Here is a 15,739-nt window from a genome sequence, read left to right on the forward strand (position 1 = left end):
AATAAATTAATCTAATGAACCGCCGTATGCCGAACGGCACATACGGTGGTGTGAGAGGTCGGTAATCAAAATAATTGATTACCTCCTACTCGATTGAGCATTAGATAAATGGGTAGTACATCTTAATATAAAATCACATATTCCTAGAGAGATAGAATCTGCAAGTTGCATAACAGTAAATAAACGTGTATTTTGAAGAGTTAAAAATTCAAAGTTTCCAGATATATTAACAATTCCAGTTATGCTCATATCACCAACTTGGGGTAAAGATTTTTTTAATGCTAACCCTGGGCTTAATGGTTTTTCATTAATAAAAATTTTACCTATATTTTTTAAATGACCTAAACAAGCATCTATAGCGATTATATATGGATCACTATAGGTAGAATAAATTTCTTTTAAAGTATATTCTAAATTCTTTGAATGAACAGGATTAAGTAAAGAACCATAAATATAAATATTAGCTACGTTAATATTATTTAATTTATAACCAATAAGAGGTCCTAAGCAGTCTCCTGTAGATTTATCGCTTCCAATACATAAGAAGATAATAGGCCTTTTTGAAGAGTAAATATCTTTCAAGTTATCAAATAAATATTTTGCAATACTTAAGCTTGCATTAACCTCTGTAGAATCAATTGTAAAATTAGTCATAAAAAAACCTCCTTCTTGGGATTATTTCCACATAAGGAGGTGAGTATACAAATAATTAGATATTATTTTTTAAGTTATTAAGAGTTTTTAAAGCATAGTCTATATCTTCTATAGAATTAAAATAACTCAAGCTAAATCTTACAGTTCCAGCAGGAAATGAACCTATAGTTTTATGAGCTAAAGGAGCACAGTGTAGACCTGCTCTAGTTTTTATACCTTCATCATTTAACAAAAATGAAATCTCAGAAGGATCTAAAGATTTATGATTTATTGAAATGCAAGAAGTAGCTTCACTGCTATTAGTAGGACCATACACAATAAAATCTCCAATATTTAATATTCCATCTATAAATTTATTTCTTAAAAATGAAGACTTCTCTCTAATGGCATCTAAACCTATTTCATTAATAAATTCAATTCCTTTAGTTAATCCAACTATTCCAGGCATATTTGCCGTTCCAGATTCAAATTTATCTGGAAGAAAATCTGGCTGATTAAGATCATAAGATAAACTACCAGTACCACCACTTAATAATGATTTGCAGCATGAATTTAATTCATCATTTATTACAAAACCTCCGACACCTTGAGGACCGAATAAACTCTTATGACCAGTAAAAGCAATGGCAGAAGTATTTAAATCTTTCATATCAACTTTTAAAACACCTGCAGATTGTGCTGTATCTATAACAAAAAATATGTTATGTTTTTTTGCTATTTTACCAATTTCTTTGATATTTTGAATTGTTCCAGTAACATTTGATGCATGAGTTACTACTATTAGTTTTGTATTTTCTTTAATAGAATTTTCTATTTCAATTGGATCTATAAAACCTAGTTTATTTGCAGAAACTAAAGTGACTTCAATATTATTTTTTGAGCAATCAGTTAATGGTCTTAAAATTGAGTTATGCTCCATAGAGGATGAAATAACGTGGTCACCAGATTTTAAAGTTCCTCGAATTAATACATTTAATGAAGTAGTAATATTATTAGTAAAAATAACATTACTAGGATTAGAAAAGTTAAAAAAGTCTGCAACTTTTTCCCTAGCATATAATAAATATCTACTACTATCTAAAGAATTAGAGTGACTTGATCTATTGGCATTACCACCAACATTAACAAGATAATCATATATTGAATCAGTAACTATCTTTGGTTTTGGAAAGGTAGTACTGGCATTATCTAAATAAATATCCATAAAAACACCTTCTAACATAAAATATTAACGTTACAATAAATATAATATATATTTATAATTTTCAAAAGTTTTTTAAGGCTATGTAAAAAATAATTTAGTATTTTATAAACTATAAAAATTATATATAATAGAGGATAAGATGGAAAAATACAGGGAGGAAAATATGGAATATTACATAATAGTTTACAAGAATACTTTTGATGCAATGAATGCTGAAAAGATATTAAAAGAAAAAAAATTTAATTTTAGAATAATGCCAACTCCTACATCGATAACTCAAAGTTGTGGGATTTGTACAAGATTTGAGAGCAAGGATGAAATTGATAAAATAATAGATAATAATATTATTGAATTTAAAAATATATATCATAAACTTAGTTCAGGATTTGAAACAATAAAATAATAAGCTAAATGGGGGTGTTAAATATGATAGAAAGTTTTGACTTAGGTGATGTTGTTGAGATGAAAAAACAACATCCATGTGGAAGTAATGAATTTGAAGTTATCAGATTAGGAGCTGATATAAAGATAAAATGTGTTGGATGCGGGCGAATAGTAATGATTCCTAGAAGTAAGTTCGTTAAGGGTGCAAAAAAAATTATAAAATCTGAAGAAAAATAAAAAAACTTGAAATAATAATATATAAATGATAAAATATTAAAATGAAATCCCTGCTGTGCAAAGCACAGCCGTTAGTCCGAGGGGAGGAGGTGAAATAGATGAGAAAGTACGAAACTATATTCATACTAAACCCATCTTTTGATGAAGAAACTGTAAAAGCTAACATCGAAAAGTTTAAGGGTGTAATTGAAAATGGTGGTGGAACTGTTGAAAATGTAGATTTCTGGGGTAAGAGAAAGCTTGCTTATGAAATTGCAAAAGTAAACGAAGGTTACTATACATTAGTTAACTTTACTGCTGGTTCAGAATTACCAAAGGAATTAGATAGAGTTTTCAGAATTACTGATGGAGTTATCAGACACATAATCGTTAAGGAAGAAGCTTAATTGGAGGTATTGCCATGAATAAAGTTGTTCTAATAGGAAGACTTACAAAGGATCCTGAATTGAGATTCGCTGCTGGAAGTGGAACTGCGGTAAGTAGATTTACTGTAGCAGTTAATAGACAATTTAAAAAGGATGAAACAGATTTTATTAATTGCGTAGCTTTTGGTAAAACTGCGGAAACAATATCCCAATACATGACTAAAGGTAGACAGATAGCTGTCACTGGAAGTATTAGAACAGGTAGCTATGAAGCTCAAGATGGATCAAAAAGATACACAACAGACGTTGCTGTAGACAGTTTTGAATTCATTGGTTCTAGTAAGGACAATGCAGATTCATTTAATAGTGGATATGATAACGTTGATTATTCAGCTCAACCAAAGAACGATTCGTTCGGCGGTGGAAGCTTCAATGACGACATAACTCCGGTAGATGATGGAGATATGCCATTCTAAATTTCGAGGTAAGGAGGGAAATATCGTGAGAGATAGCAGAAGACCAGGTGGTAAGATGAGAAGATCTAAGAGAAAAGTATGTGCTTTTTGCGTAGATAAGGCTGAAAATATAGATTACAAAGATGTTGCTAAGTTAAGAAAGTATGTAACTGAAAGAGGTAAGATATTACCAAGAAGAATCTCAGGAACATGTGCTAAGCACCAAAGACAATTAACAGTTGCAATAAAGAGATCAAGAAATATAGCATTATTACCATTCACAACAGAATAGTAATTAGCAAATGGAGTATTGTTTAGTGATTGTATAATCATGGGCAATACTCTTTTTCTTTTTTAAGTAAAAAGTTTTTTGTTACAATTTTTGTAATAAAATTATTACTTTTATTGCATTGATAAAGAAAAAAAATTACAATATATATACAAAATAAAATTGGGGTGGGAACAATGAAACATAAAGAACTTAATATTATGTCAAATATAAAGACCATAGAAAATTTAAAAGCTCAATTATTGTGTGTTATTGGAGAGTTCTTCAGATTGTTAACTAAAGGGGGCAACGTAGCTCAAGAAGCTATTTTAGATTGTATTTCAGGTGGAATTATAATCTTTTATGTATTAGGAAGAAAATTAGGTTATTCACTTCCTGAAATAGATCATATGATGAAAAAGAAATTGGAGCTAGGTATAAGAGCTGAGGATGATGTGGAAAAAGAAGGTAAGAGTCTTAGTGAATTAAGAAATTATATATCTGATAGAAGAGAGTAAAGAGGTTTAGGAGGCTGATTTATGATACAGCATAAAAATATTTTGCTTTGCATAATAAGTTTTTGCATGTTTGTAGTGGCAGCAATATTAATATTTTTTGGAAGTAAAATATTTTCTATTATAGTTTTAATGTTATCATTAGTTGAAAATCTTTTTATAACATATTACTTGGCGAGAAAAGAAAAAGATATGAATAATTTCACGAGTATTATAAATAGCAGTATAAAAGAAAATTTGTTTAACTTAGTAGCACCAACTGCTATGGTTGATGAATCGGGAAATTTAATTTGGTATAATAATTTATTTGAAAAAAATATAAAAGGTAATACAGACGAAAATCAAAATATTGTTGATATAGTAAGAGGAATAAATATCGAAAAAATATTTAGTGGTGAAGAGCTATCAGCTCAAAGATTAAAAATTAATGATAGATTATATGATATAAGTAGCAATCAGGTAATGAATGAAGAGCATAAATTCTTTATGATATATTTTAATGACATAACAAGATTAACTGGTGTAGTTAATACTAAAGATAATATTAAAGAAAGTATATTTTTAATAGAAGTTGATAATCTTTCAGAAGCTTTAGATATGACTGATGAAGATGATAAGCCATTAGTTGTTGCAGAGATTGAAAGAACTATTAACGCATATGCTTTAAGGCTTAATGCGATGATAAAAAAATATGATACTAATAAATACGTTTTATCAGTGCAGGATAGATATTTACAAGAAGAAATTGAAAGTAACTTTCCTATTTTAAATGAAGTGTCAAAAATAAATAAGGGTAATAGATTAGAATTAACTATTAGTATAGGAATAGGAAGAGGAGGAGTATCTCCTTATGAAAATAATACTTTTGCTACAGTAGCAAAGGAGCTTGCATTAGGACGAGGTGGAGATCAAGTAGTTATTAAGTGTAATGATGATCTTCGTTTCTTTGGAGGAAATAGTAAAGAAATTGAGAAGAGAACTAGAGTTAGAGCTAGAGTGGTATCTCATGCCTTAAAGGAATTAATTTATGATAGTAGCAAGGTTTATATAGTTGGTCATAAGAACCCTGATATGGATTGTTTTGGTTCTGCTGTTGCTTTATCATCAATAATTAGACAATTAGGGAAGAGTTGTAGTATCATACTAAATAATGATACTAGTGCTATAGATTATTTTCTTGATAAATTAAAAAAAGAAGAAAAATATAGTGATAGGTTTATATCTCCTGGATATGCCAATACTAAGTTAGATGATGAGACCTTAGTTATAATAGTAGACGTTCATAATAAGAGCTATGTAAGCAATGAAGGTATTGTAGAAAAAGCAAAAAGAAAAGTTATTATAGACCATCATAGACGTAGTGCAGATATAATACAAGGCACAATGCTAAATTACATAGAGGTTTATGCATCATCAACTTCAGAGATGATTACTGAAATCATACAGTATATGACTAATAAACCTGAAATATCAAAAGAAGAGGCAGAAGGACTTTTAGCAGGAATCTTTATGGATACTAAAGGTTTTACTTTAAAAACAGGAGTAAGAACATTTGATGCAGCTTCATTCTTAAAAAATAAAGGTGCTGATACTATTGAAGTTAAGAATATGTTTACTGATAATCTAGAAAATTACCTTACTATTGCAGAAACAATTAAGTCAGCAGATGTTGATTTTGAAAAGAAGATAGCTATAGCTGTATGCCCTGATAATGTAAGTAGTGTCATTGTTGCAAAATCAGCAGATGAACTTTTGACTATATCTGGAATAAAAGTTAGTTTTGTTTTATCTAAAATTGGAGATGAAATATATATTAGTGGTAGATCAGTAGGTGATATTAATGTTCAAGTTGTATTAGAAGCTCTTGGTGGTGGTGGACATATGAATATAGCTGCTACTAAATTAAGTAATGTTACTATAGATGAAGCTAAAGATATGTTAAAAGAATCAATTGAAAAATATTTAAGAATAGGAGAATAGAGAGATGAAAGTAATTTTATTAAAAGATGTAAAAAAGATAGGTAAAAAAGGCGATGTTATAAATACATCAGATGGATATGCAAGAAATTATTTATTTCCAAGAAAGTTAGCAGAAGAAGCAACAGATGCAAATCTTCATATTCTTAATAATAAGATAGAAAATGAAAGAAGACAAAAATTAGCTGAAATTGAAGCAGCACAAAAAGTTGCAAATGAATTAAAAGGAAAAGAAATAAAGATAAGCACTAAATTAGGTGAAAATGGAAAGCTATTCGGTGCTATAACAAGCAAGGATATAGCTGGAGAAATAAAGAATCAATATAAAGTAGAAGTAGATAAGAAGAAAATTGTGATGGATACAATAAAAGTTGCTGGTGAATATGAAATAGAAGTTAAATTATATCCAGAAGTATCAACTAAGATGAAGGTTATTATTATCCCACAATAATTTAAGGAGGAATAATAATGAATGACGAAAAAAGCATGAGTTATTTACAAGATATCTTGAATCAAGATTTATCAGTTGATGCTCAAGTAAGTGCTCTTTTTGGAATATTAGAAAATGTATTAGATAGAGGAGCTGTTAGAGCTAGAACAGTAAGATATAAGCTACAAAAGTATATTTCATCAAATAATATATGTGAAAGAGTTTATGCATTAAATATGATAGCTTCTGATGGAGAAGGAATTAAAACTGTTCCATCAAGTGAAGAGGTTGAAGATGTACTAAAAACTACAATAGATTACATTGTAGATTGTATAACAAAAAGATATGTTCAAGGACAGATAGAAGCAAAAGTTGAGAAGGCTATTGTTGAAAAGCAAGAAAAGTATGTTGATGATGTAAGATTATCTATACTTAAAAAACAAAAAGGTACTGAAAATAGAAAGACAAAAAAGAAATATGATGATTTAGTTGAACTTGATAGTAGAGTAACAACTAAGAATATCATGAGCCTTTTAAGACCAGAAAACTTAGATGAAGTTATAGGTCAAGAAAGAGCTGTTAAATCTTTACTATCAAAGTTATCATCTCCATACCCTCAACACATTATTTTATATGGACCACCAGGGGTTGGTAAAACAACAGTAGCAAGATTAGCACTGCAAGAAGCAAAAAAATTAGCTACAACACCTTTTGATGAAAAATCTAAGTTTGTTGAAGTTGATGGAACTACATTAAGATGGGATCCAAGAGAAATAACAAATCCTTTATTAGGATCTGTTCATGATCCAATTTATCAAGGTAGCAAAAGAGATTTAGCTGAAATAGGAGTTCCAGAACCAAAGCCAGGTTTAGTTACTGAAGCGCATGGAGGAATACTATTTATTGATGAAATTGGTGAGCTTGATAATATACTACAAAATAAATTATTAAAAGTATTAGAAGATAAAAGAGTTGAATTCTCATCATCATATTATGACCCAGATGATGAATCAATCCCTAAGTACATAAAATATTTATTTGATAATGGTGCACCAGCAGATTTTGTATTAATAGGTGCAACTACAAGAGAACCTAGAGAAATAAATGCTGCGTTAAGATCTAGATGTACAGAAGTATATTTCGAACCATTATCAACAGAAAATATTCAACTTATAGTAGAAAATGCTGCTAAGAAGCTTGGTGTTACATTAGAAGATGGTGTAGCTGAACTTATAAGCAGATATACTATAGAAGGTAGAAAAGCTGTAAATATACTAACAGACTCATATGGATTAACTCTATATAAGGAAAAAGAAAGCGCATTAGAAAAACATGAAATCACATTAAAGGATGTTGAAGATGTTATTTCAATAGGTAGATATGTTCCATTTGAAAGAAATAATGATGGAAACAAAGCTGAAGTTGGGCATGTATATGGATTAGGTGTAAGCGGATTCTTAGGATCAACTATAGAAATAGAAGCAACAGTATTCCCAGCTAAAAAGCAAGGAAATGGAACTGTAAGATTTAATGAAACTGCAGGGTCAATGGCTAAGGACTCAGTATTTAATGCTGCTTCGGTAATAAGAAAGATTACAGATAAAGATATTAAAGATTATGACATTCATGTTAATGTAGTTGGTGGAGGAAAGATAGATGGTCCTTCAGCTGGTGCTGCAATAACATTATGTATAATGAGCGCATTATTAGATAAGCCAATAAGACAAGACATTGCCATAACAGGTGAAATTTCTTTAAAAGGACAAATTAAACCTGTTGGAGGAATATTTGAAAAGATTTATGGAGCTAGAAGAAAGGGAATAAAATTAGTTTTAGTTCCAAAAGATAATGAAAGAGAAATTCCTAAGGAATTAACTGACATAGAGGTTAAAGCCATAAGCAGTATAGAAGAATTAATTGACATAGTATTTGAAAGTTAGAACGGAGGAATATTCTTGGAAGATTCAGTTATGAGGAGTCTGCCACAGAGCATTGAAGCAGAACAGTCTGTAATTGGTTCAATGATTATTGATAAAAGTGCCATAGTTCAAGTAGCTGAAAGGTTAGAAGAAAATGATTTTTATAGAGATGGGCATAAGATTATTTTTAAAGCTATATTTGAAATGTTTAGAGATGATATAGCTGTAGATCTTTTGACGCTACTTGAATACTTAAAATCAAATGATTTATTGGAACGTGCTGGTGGAGTTAGTTATATTACAGAAGTAAGTTCATCAGTTCCAACTACAGCGAATTTATCCTCTTACATAAAAATTGTAGAGGAAAAATCTACTTTAAGAAAGTTGATAAAAGCATCAACTTCTATCATTGAAGATAGTTATAATAAACAAGGTGAAGTTGCTGCTGTTTTAGACAAAGCTGAAAAAAAGATTTTTGATATAGCAGAAAAGAGAAGTACCAATGATTTCGAACCTTTAAATGCAGTCCTTGAAAGAGGATTCCTTGAAATTGAAAGATTATTTAATAATCGTGGTGAGATAACAGGAGTTGGTTCTGGAATTAAGGATTTAGATGCTAAAACTTCAGGCTTTCAAAAAGGTGATATGGTACTTATTGCAGCTAGACCTTCAATGGGAAAGACTACTTTCGCATTAAATATTGCAGAGAATGCAGCATTAAAAGAAGGAAAAAGTGTAGTAATATTTTCACTGGAAATGTCTAAGGAACAGCTGGCATATAAGTTATTATGTTCGCAAGCTAATGTTGACATGCTTAAACTTAGGACAGGAACATTAGAGGATATTGATTGGGAAAATATAGCTAGGGCTACAGGACCTTTATCAAAAGCAAAGATATATATAGATGATACAGCTGGTGTATCAGTTATGGAAATGAGATCTAAATGCAGAAAGATAAAGATGGAATATGGTATAGACCTAATATTAATTGACTACCTTCAATTAATGTCTGGATCATCATCTGAAAATAGACAGCAGGAAGTATCTGAAATTTCAAGATCTATAAAAGCTTTAGCAAAGGAAATGCAATGCCCTGTTATAGCCTTATCTCAGTTATCACGTGCTCCTGAACAAAGAGCAGATCATAGACCAATGCTTTCAGACTTAAGAGAATCTGGTTCTATAGAGCAGGATGCCGATGTTGTTATGTTCTTATATAGAGATGAATATTACAATAAGGAATCAGATGATAGAGGTACAGCTGAATGTATTATTGCTAAGCAGAGAAATGGTCCGGTTGGCACTGTTAAGATGGCATGGCTTGGTCAATTCAGTAGATTTGGTGATTTAGAAGTGGTTCATACAGATCAATAATTATAGATAAGAGAAAGACGATATCAAAATTTGATATCGTCTTTTTTTCTATTTAACAGCGTTACTCTTTATTGCAGCATCTTTAACCGCCTCAGCAACCATTTTTTGAACTTTTTCATCAAAAGCTTTTGGAATTATATTTTCTTCTGAAAGTTCGCTTTCATCTATAGCATTAGCTATAGCATAAGCAGCAGCTACTTTCATTTCTTCGTTAATTTCAGTAGCATGAGCATCTAAAGCACCTCTGAATATACCAGGGAATGCAAGAACGTTGTTAATTTGATTTGGATAATCAGAACGTCCAGAACCAACTACTCTTGCACCAGCTTCTTTTGCATCTTCAGGGAATATTTCAGGAGTAGGATTTGCCATAGCAAAAATAATAGCATCTGAATTCATAGTCTTAACCATTTCTTTGCTTACTAAGTTAGGAGCAGAAACACCTATGAAAACATCAGCATTTTTAATGGCATCTTTTAATGTTCCAGTTTCATTATTCGGATTAGTTATGTTAGCTAATTCTTTTAATGAATCATTAGGAAGATTAGCTTCTTTATGAATGACACCGTTTATATCACACATTACGATGTTAGAAACTCCAGATGAAAGTAGAAGCTTACATATAGCAGAACCAGCAGAACCAGCACCGTTAATTACAACTTTTAAAGACTTTAAATCCTTCTTTACTATCTTTAAAGCGTTTAGTATTCCAGCAAGAACAACTATTGCAGTTCCGTGTTGGTCATCGTGGAAAACAGGTATATCTAATTTTTCTTTTAATCTGCTTTCTATTTCAAAACATCTTGGAGCAGCGATATCTTCTAAGTTAATTCCTCCGAAAGATGGTGCAATAGCAGCTACAGTATTTACTATTTCATCAGTATCTTTAGTATCTAATACTATAGGAATTGCATCAACATCTGCAAATTCTTTAAAAAGAACACATTTACCTTCCATTACAGGCATTGCAGCTAATGGACCAATATCTCCAAGTCCAAGAACAGCAGTACCATCAGATATAACAGCAACTGTATTCCATTTTCGTGTATATAGGTATGATTTAGATGGGTCTTTATGTATTTCTCTACATGGTTCGGCAACTCCAGGTGTATATGCTAAACTTAAATCTTTAGAATTATTAATGGTAGCTCTTGATTTTATTTCTAATTTACCTTTTAACTTTGCATGATATTGCAAAGCTTCTTCATAAATATTCATTTTATCACTCCTTTTATAGATTTTAACAATTACTTATATTATACGAATTATGTTAGATTTTTGCAAAAAAATATTCGAGTTTTTTATTGACCTATCGCATTGACTTTGCTAGTATGAAAGTATGTAGATAAATCATTAAGGAGGCAATGTATATATGTCAGCATTTATTGTTCTAGGAGCACAATGGGGAGATGAAGGAAAGGGTAAAATAACTGATTACCTTGCAGAAGAGGCAGATTTAGTTGTTAGATTCCAAGGAGGAAATAATGCAGGTCATACTGTAGAAGTTGGTGAAAAGCAATACAAACTTCATTTAATTCCTTCAGGTATATTATATGATGATAAGTTAAATGTAATAGGAAATGGTGTTGTAGTTGATCCTAAGGCTTTATTTGAAGAAATAAGTTACTTAGAACAAGAAGGAGTTAAGGTTACTCCAGAAAAGTTAGCTATAAGTGATAGAGCTCATTTAATAATGCCATATCATAAAGTATTAGATAGATTAAAAGAAAAAGCAAGAGGAAAGAATGATATAGGAACTACAGGTAAAGGCATTGGACCTTGCTATACAGATAAAATTGAAAGATGTGGAATAAGAGTTTGTGATTTAATGCATGATGAAGTTTTTGAAGAAAAACTTAGAGAAAATGTAAAAGTTAAAAATGCATACATTACAAAGATTTATGAAGATAAAGAATTAGATGTAGAAGAAATATTAAAAGAATATAGAGAATATGCTAAGAAGATGAGAACATTCGTAAAAGAAACTTCTGTTAAAGTATATGATGGAATTAAAGCTAATAAGAGTGCTTTATTTGAAGGTGCTCAAGGAATGCTTTTAGATATTGATTATGGTACTTATCCATATGTAACTTCTTCTAATACAACTGCTGGAGGCGTTAGTAATGGTGTTGGTATAGGACCAAATTTAATTACTAGTGCAGTTGGAATAGCTAAGGCTTATACAACTAGAGTTGGAAAAGGACCATTCCCAACAGAATTAAATGATGAAATAGGAGAATGGATAAGAACTGAAGGACATGAATATGGAGTTACAACAGGTAGAGCTAGAAGATGTGGATGGTTAGATTTAGTTATTGTAAAGACTGCTGCTAGAGTAAGTGGATTAACATCACTTGCAGTAACTAAAATTGATACATTAGCTGGTTTAGATAAGATTAAGGTATGTGTAGGCTACAAATTTAATGGTGAAGTAATTGATTATTTCCCTGCAAGCTTAGAAGATTTAGCTAAGTGCGAACCTATATATGAAGAATTTGAAGGATGGGATAAATCAGTAGCAGATGCTAGATCTTATGAAGAAATTCCTGATAATGCCAAAAAGTATTTAAAGAGAATTGAAGAATTTACAGGAACAAAAATATCTATAATTTCAGTAGGACCTAAGAGAGATCAAACAATTAGAGTTAACGAACTTTAAATCCGAGTAATTTACTTGACATTAATTATTTAATAAAATATAATCTTATTATAATGATATTAAAGATCAAGCAAAGAGGTGAAATGTATGATAACTAAGGACATGACTATTGGTGAAGTTGTTAGAACAAATCCTGCTAAGGCTGAAGTATTAATGAGCTTTGGAATGGGTTGCGTTGGATGTCCATCAGCTCAAGCAGAAACTTTAGAAGAAGCTGCTATGGTTCACGGATTAAACTTAGAAGAATTAATTACAGCATTAAATAAATAATTAAAAAGATGAGCAAAATAGCTCATCTTTTTTTATCGTCAAGAGGTGATAATTTGGCTAAAATATATACAAAAACTTATGATATAAATTATAGTGATGTTGACCCAAATCTTAAATGTAGAATTTCATCTATATTAAATTTTATATGTGATGTAGGTACAAACCAATCTGAAGTCTTAGGAGATACTATAGAAAAGCTTACAAATAAGGATTATGTATGGGTATTTTATAAGTATGATGTACAGATGTATAGTTATCCTAGCTACAGAGAGAAGATAAGCATTACAACAGAGCCTTTTGGATTTAAGAAGTTTTATGCATATAGAAAGTATACTATTAAGAATGAGCAAGGAGAGCTTATAGGTGAAGCTGTAGCTTTATTTTTCTTAATCAGTATATCAAGAAGAAGACCTATTAGAATACCAAAAGAAGAATATGAACTATATGATTTAGATTTAGAAGATAGTGATTATGAGATGGATGATATAACTACTGGTAGTTTAGAAGAAAATGTTAAAGAATTTAAAGTAAGATATGGAGATATAGATTCTAATAGACATGTTAATAATGTTAAATATGTTGAATGGGCAATAGAATCAGCACCTTATGAAGTTATAGAGAATTATAAAATTGGCCGAGTTAAAGTAATATTTGAAAAAGAAACTGTCTATGGTGATGATATAAAGGTATCATGTTCTCTTGTATCAAATGATGAGCACAAGGTTATAACAAGCCATATAATTACTAATAACGAAGGAAAAGAAATAACTAAATTAGAACTTCAATGGGTAAAGGAATAGTATATTAAATACTATTCCCAACTAAAAAGCCTGAGCTCCAAGCCCATTGAAGATTAAATCCACCACAATCACCTGTTACATCTAAAATTTCTCCACAGAAATATAGGTCTTTAACAAGTTTTGATTCAAGAGTGTTAGGATCTATTTCTTTTGTATTAACACCACCAACAGTAACTTGAGCATTGTTAAATCCATTAGTATCTGTACATGTAAACTTCCATTCTTTTAAGCGCTTAGTTAATAAGGCTTTGTATTGCCAGTCTAATTCATAACATGGAATATGAATATTAGATATTCCAATATCCTTTAATAAAATTGGAATTAACTTTTTATTTAAGACACCTGTTAATGCATCTAAAATGCTTCTGTGTGAAAATATAGCTAAATGTCCTTGAATAAAGTTATCCATTTCTTCAAGTGAAAGATTAGGCATCATATCAACTACTATTTCAGTTTTTTGTCTTTTCAATAAAGCTCTAGAAGCTGTAGATGAAATTTGTAAAATTGGAGGACCAGATATTCCGTAATCAGTAAATAAAATTTCTCCAATATCTTTTCTTAGTTCTTTGCCATCAGCAAGGATAGAAGCTGAACCATTAAATTTTATTCCAGATAATCCTCTTAAGTGAGGGTAGTCAAGTTTTAGTTGAACAATACCTGGAGTAGTTTTTACTATTGAATGACCTAAGGATTCAGCTAATTTATATCCTGAACCATCAGAGCCAGTTCTTGGTGCAGATTTACCGCCACAAGATAAAATTAGTTTTCCACATGTGAACTCAGGAAATTTTTCATTACTTGTGGATAAAATGAAATTCTTTTTCTTGTGGATAGTTTTTATTTTGCAATCTGTGTATAAAGGTATTTCTTTTTCTGCTAAAGCAAATCTAAAGATATCCACAACTGATGATGCTTGAAGTGATTGTGGATAAAGTTTTCCATTTTCTAATTCTACAAAAGGAAGTCCTAGTGATAAGAAAAAGTTTTTTGTATCTTCTGTAGTAAATTTATCTAAACAATAACTATGGAAATTTTTATTTTCACTTCTATAACAGTTATAAGGTGATGAAATATTAACATTAGAAATATTACATCTTCCATTTCCTGTTGTAAGAATTTTTTTCCCTATACGATCAGATCCTTCGATTATAGCTACATCTTTTCCTAGATCTTTTGCAATTATAGCAGCCATTAATCCAGAAGCACCGCCACCAACAATTATTATGTCATGATGTATCATATTAAAATATCTCCTTTTCATTGAGTATAAATAAATTTTAACATAGTAATATTAGTGAATAAAGAGAGGAATACTAGTAAAAAAGAGGTGAGAAAATTGAAAGCTAAAGTTATTGCAGAGTGTGAAGATAAAGGTGCAGAATTTAAAGTTAGAAGAATGACTTATGTAGATATTATTGTTAATTATCCATCTGGGACTGGGTTAAAAAATTATAGATATGATGATGTAGAGCTTATTGAAGAGGGAGAAATAGATAAATTTTTAATAGAAAATAAAGAATTTTTAAAGATAAAATTAAATAGAGGAATTTCAGTATTTTTTTATAAAATGCTAAAAGAATGTATAGAAGATGAGATTAATGAAAATATGAGTGACTTCAATTTACTTAGAGATAAATATAATGTTAATAAAAGAGGTATATGGAATAAAGAAATAATATGCATGATAAATAATAAAAACCCGTATATTATTGATTCATCAGGACAAAATTTTAAGAAAGAAGGTTATTCTATAAAAATACAACCTATACAAATTGATGAGTTTAAAGAGGCATCAAAGAAGCAAATTGAAAAATTAAATGAAGAAATTAAGAGAAAAAAATCAGTCATAGAATCTTACGAAAAAGCCCTTAAAAACCTAGTAAATTCAACGGTTTAAGTATAATTGTACATATGTATAAGAAATAGCGAAAATAAAAAAATAAAAAAAAATATAAAAAATATGTTGACACAATTAATTAATTTCTGTATTATAGTCTATGTGGTCAGCGCCACCGAGTACGGTGAGCAAAGACAGTGACATTTGGCTCCTTGGTCAAGCGGTTAAGACACCACCCTTTCACGGTGGTAACAGGGGTTCGATTCCCCTAGGAGTCACCATTTTAAATATTTATTTTATTACTTTGGGCGCATAGCTCAGCTGGGAGAGCACCTGCCTTACAAGCAGGGGGTCACAGGTTCGAGCCCTGTTGTGCCCACCAAAGTATATG

The 15,739-nt window shown here is 30.3% G+C and carries 18 protein-coding genes and 2 tRNA genes; 16 read left to right on the plus strand and 4 right to left on the minus strand.

Annotation, left to right across the window (positions count from 1 at the left end; genetic code table 11):
- Positions 1-78: 78 nt before the first annotated feature.
- Both yyaC and BM384_RS09475 read right to left on the minus strand, forming a co-directional pair.
- Positions 79-654, minus strand: coding sequence for a spore protease YyaC (gene yyaC, locus BM384_RS09470; RefSeq protein WP_090013155.1), 576 nt, complete (start codon positions 652-654; stop codon positions 79-81).
- A gap of 55 nt (positions 655-709) precedes the next feature.
- Positions 710-1,858 (minus strand): aminotransferase class V-fold PLP-dependent enzyme, encoded by a 1,149-nt coding sequence (locus BM384_RS09475; RefSeq protein WP_090013157.1) that lies wholly within the window; start codon positions 1,856-1,858, stop codon positions 710-712.
- A gap of 163 nt (positions 1,859-2,021) precedes the next feature.
- Between BM384_RS09475 and BM384_RS09480 the strand changes: the two genes are divergently transcribed.
- From BM384_RS09480 to BM384_RS09525, 10 genes are all read left to right on the plus strand, one after another.
- The gene (locus BM384_RS09480) at positions 2,022-2,261 is read left to right on the plus strand and encodes a putative Se/S carrier protein (RefSeq protein WP_090013159.1); all 240 of its coding nucleotides are present in this window, start codon (positions 2,022-2,024) and stop codon (positions 2,259-2,261) included.
- Positions 2,262-2,284: 23 nt separating this feature from the next.
- Positions 2,285-2,479 carry a DUF951 domain-containing protein gene (locus BM384_RS09485; protein ID WP_090013161.1) on the plus strand — a complete coding sequence of 65 codons (195 nt, stop codon included), beginning with the start codon at positions 2,285-2,287 and terminating at the stop codon, positions 2,477-2,479.
- A gap of 98 nt (positions 2,480-2,577) precedes the next feature.
- A complete protein-coding gene (gene rpsF / locus BM384_RS09490; RefSeq protein ID WP_090013163.1) occupies positions 2,578-2,865 on the plus strand; it encodes a 30S ribosomal protein S6 in 288 nt (95 codons plus the stop codon).
- A gap of 14 nt (positions 2,866-2,879) precedes the next feature.
- Positions 2,880-3,320 (plus strand): single-stranded DNA-binding protein, encoded by a 441-nt coding sequence (ssb, locus tag BM384_RS09495; RefSeq protein WP_090013165.1) that lies wholly within the window; start codon positions 2,880-2,882, stop codon positions 3,318-3,320.
- A 55-nt stretch (positions 3,321-3,375) separates the two neighbouring features.
- Positions 3,376-3,591: a 30S ribosomal protein S18 gene (rpsR, locus tag BM384_RS09500; protein ID WP_242945999.1), complete on the plus strand. Its 216-nt coding sequence runs from the start codon at positions 3,376-3,378 to the stop codon at positions 3,589-3,591.
- A 173-nt stretch (positions 3,592-3,764) separates the two neighbouring features.
- Positions 3,765-4,085 carry a MazG-like family protein gene (locus BM384_RS09505; protein WP_090013167.1) on the plus strand — a complete coding sequence of 107 codons (321 nt, stop codon included), beginning with the start codon at positions 3,765-3,767 and terminating at the stop codon, positions 4,083-4,085.
- A 21-nt stretch (positions 4,086-4,106) separates the two neighbouring features.
- The gene (locus tag BM384_RS09510) at positions 4,107-6,062 is read left to right on the plus strand and encodes a DHH family phosphoesterase (RefSeq protein ID WP_090013168.1); all 1,956 of its coding nucleotides are present in this window, start codon (positions 4,107-4,109) and stop codon (positions 6,060-6,062) included.
- 4 nt (positions 6,063-6,066) lie between these two features.
- Positions 6,067-6,510: a 50S ribosomal protein L9 gene (gene rplI, locus BM384_RS09515; protein WP_090013170.1), complete on the plus strand. Its 444-nt coding sequence runs from the start codon at positions 6,067-6,069 to the stop codon at positions 6,508-6,510.
- A gap of 17 nt (positions 6,511-6,527) precedes the next feature.
- A complete protein-coding gene (gene lonC / locus BM384_RS09520) occupies positions 6,528-8,429 on the plus strand; it encodes a Lon family ATP-dependent protease (RefSeq protein WP_090013172.1) in 1,902 nt (633 codons plus the stop codon).
- A gap of 15 nt (positions 8,430-8,444) precedes the next feature.
- Positions 8,445-9,782 (plus strand): replicative DNA helicase, encoded by a 1,338-nt coding sequence (locus tag BM384_RS09525; RefSeq protein WP_090013173.1) that lies wholly within the window; start codon positions 8,445-8,447, stop codon positions 9,780-9,782.
- 48 nt (positions 9,783-9,830) lie between these two features.
- On the opposite strand, the gene BM384_RS09530 is transcribed toward BM384_RS09525, so the two are convergent.
- Entirely contained in the window at positions 9,831-11,000 is a 1,170-nt protein-coding gene (locus BM384_RS09530) for an NAD(P)-dependent malic enzyme (RefSeq protein ID WP_090013175.1), read from the minus strand.
- Positions 11,001-11,154: 154 nt separating this feature from the next.
- On the opposite strand from BM384_RS09530, the gene BM384_RS09535 reads away from it, so the two are divergent.
- From BM384_RS09535 to BM384_RS09545, 3 genes are all read left to right on the plus strand, one after another.
- Positions 11,155-12,441, plus strand: coding sequence for an adenylosuccinate synthase (locus BM384_RS09535; RefSeq protein ID WP_090013177.1), 1,287 nt, complete (start codon positions 11,155-11,157; stop codon positions 12,439-12,441).
- Between the two features lie 87 nt (positions 12,442-12,528).
- Positions 12,529-12,711, plus strand: a complete 183-nt coding sequence (locus BM384_RS09540) for a DUF1858 domain-containing protein (protein WP_090013179.1) — start codon at positions 12,529-12,531, stop codon at positions 12,709-12,711.
- 53 nt (positions 12,712-12,764) lie between these two features.
- Complete coding sequence (locus tag BM384_RS09545; protein ID WP_090013180.1) at positions 12,765-13,511, plus strand: acyl-[acyl-carrier-protein] thioesterase; 747 nt, start codon at positions 12,765-12,767, stop codon at positions 13,509-13,511.
- Positions 13,512-13,515: 4 nt separating this feature from the next.
- Here the strand turns inward: BM384_RS09545 and BM384_RS09550 are convergent, their stop codons facing one another.
- Positions 13,516-14,751, minus strand: coding sequence for a BaiN/RdsA family NAD(P)/FAD-dependent oxidoreductase (locus BM384_RS09550; RefSeq protein ID WP_090013182.1), 1,236 nt, complete (start codon positions 14,749-14,751; stop codon positions 13,516-13,518).
- Between the two features lie 96 nt (positions 14,752-14,847).
- Here BM384_RS09550 and BM384_RS09555 point away from each other — a divergent pair, with 96 nt between their 5' ends.
- The 3 genes from BM384_RS09555 (at position 14,848) to BM384_RS09565 (ending at position 15,730) form a co-directional block, all read left to right on the plus strand.
- Positions 14,848-15,408 carry a hypothetical protein gene (locus BM384_RS09555; protein ID WP_090013183.1) on the plus strand — a complete coding sequence of 187 codons (561 nt, stop codon included), beginning with the start codon at positions 14,848-14,850 and terminating at the stop codon, positions 15,406-15,408.
- A gap of 146 nt (positions 15,409-15,554) precedes the next feature.
- Positions 15,555-15,629, plus strand: a tRNA-Glu gene (locus tag BM384_RS09560).
- A gap of 25 nt (positions 15,630-15,654) precedes the next feature.
- Positions 15,655-15,730, plus strand: a tRNA-Val gene (locus BM384_RS09565).
- The last annotated feature ends 9 nt before the right edge of the window (positions 15,731-15,739 follow it).

It is taken from the genome of Clostridium sp. DSM 8431, assembly GCF_900116755.1.
Lineage (GTDB): Bacteria > Bacillota > Clostridia > Clostridiales > Clostridiaceae > Clostridium.

What these genes read in the sequence shown, in the direction of transcription:
- BM384_RS09535 (WP_090013177.1), top strand. Translation starts at nt 11,155, where the DNA reads ATGTCAGCATTTATTGTTCTAGGAGCACAATGGGGAGATGAAGGAAAG.
- BM384_RS09485 (WP_090013161.1), top strand. Translation starts at nt 2,285, where the DNA reads ATGATAGAAAGTTTTGACTTAGGTGATGTTGTTGAGATGAAAAAACAA.
- lonC (WP_090013172.1), top strand. Translation starts at nt 6,528, where the DNA reads ATGAATGACGAAAAAAGCATGAGTTATTTACAAGATATCTTGAATCAA.
- yyaC (WP_090013155.1), bottom strand. Translation starts at nt 654, where the DNA reads ATGACTAATTTTACAATTGATTCTACAGAGGTTAATGCAAGCTTAAGT.
- rpsF (WP_090013163.1), top strand. Translation starts at nt 2,578, where the DNA reads ATGAGAAAGTACGAAACTATATTCATACTAAACCCATCTTTTGATGAA.
- rpsR (WP_242945999.1), top strand. Translation starts at nt 3,376, where the DNA reads ATGAGAAGATCTAAGAGAAAAGTATGTGCTTTTTGCGTAGATAAGGCT.
- BM384_RS09505 (WP_090013167.1), top strand. Translation starts at nt 3,765, where the DNA reads ATGAAACATAAAGAACTTAATATTATGTCAAATATAAAGACCATAGAA.
- BM384_RS09530 (WP_090013175.1), bottom strand. Translation starts at nt 11,000, where the DNA reads ATGAATATTTATGAAGAAGCTTTGCAATATCATGCAAAGTTAAAAGGT.
- ssb (WP_090013165.1), top strand. Translation starts at nt 2,880, where the DNA reads ATGAATAAAGTTGTTCTAATAGGAAGACTTACAAAGGATCCTGAATTG.
- BM384_RS09510 (WP_090013168.1), top strand. Translation starts at nt 4,107, where the DNA reads ATGATACAGCATAAAAATATTTTGCTTTGCATAATAAGTTTTTGCATG.
- rplI (WP_090013170.1), top strand. Translation starts at nt 6,067, where the DNA reads ATGAAAGTAATTTTATTAAAAGATGTAAAAAAGATAGGTAAAAAAGGC.
- BM384_RS09475 (WP_090013157.1), bottom strand. Translation starts at nt 1,858, where the DNA reads ATGGATATTTATTTAGATAATGCCAGTACTACCTTTCCAAAACCAAAG.
- BM384_RS09550 (WP_090013182.1), bottom strand. Translation starts at nt 14,751, where the DNA reads ATGATACATCATGACATAATAATTGTTGGTGGCGGTGCTTCTGGATTA.
- BM384_RS09540 (WP_090013179.1), top strand. Translation starts at nt 12,529, where the DNA reads ATGATAACTAAGGACATGACTATTGGTGAAGTTGTTAGAACAAATCCT.
- BM384_RS09480 (WP_090013159.1), top strand. Translation starts at nt 2,022, where the DNA reads ATGGAATATTACATAATAGTTTACAAGAATACTTTTGATGCAATGAAT.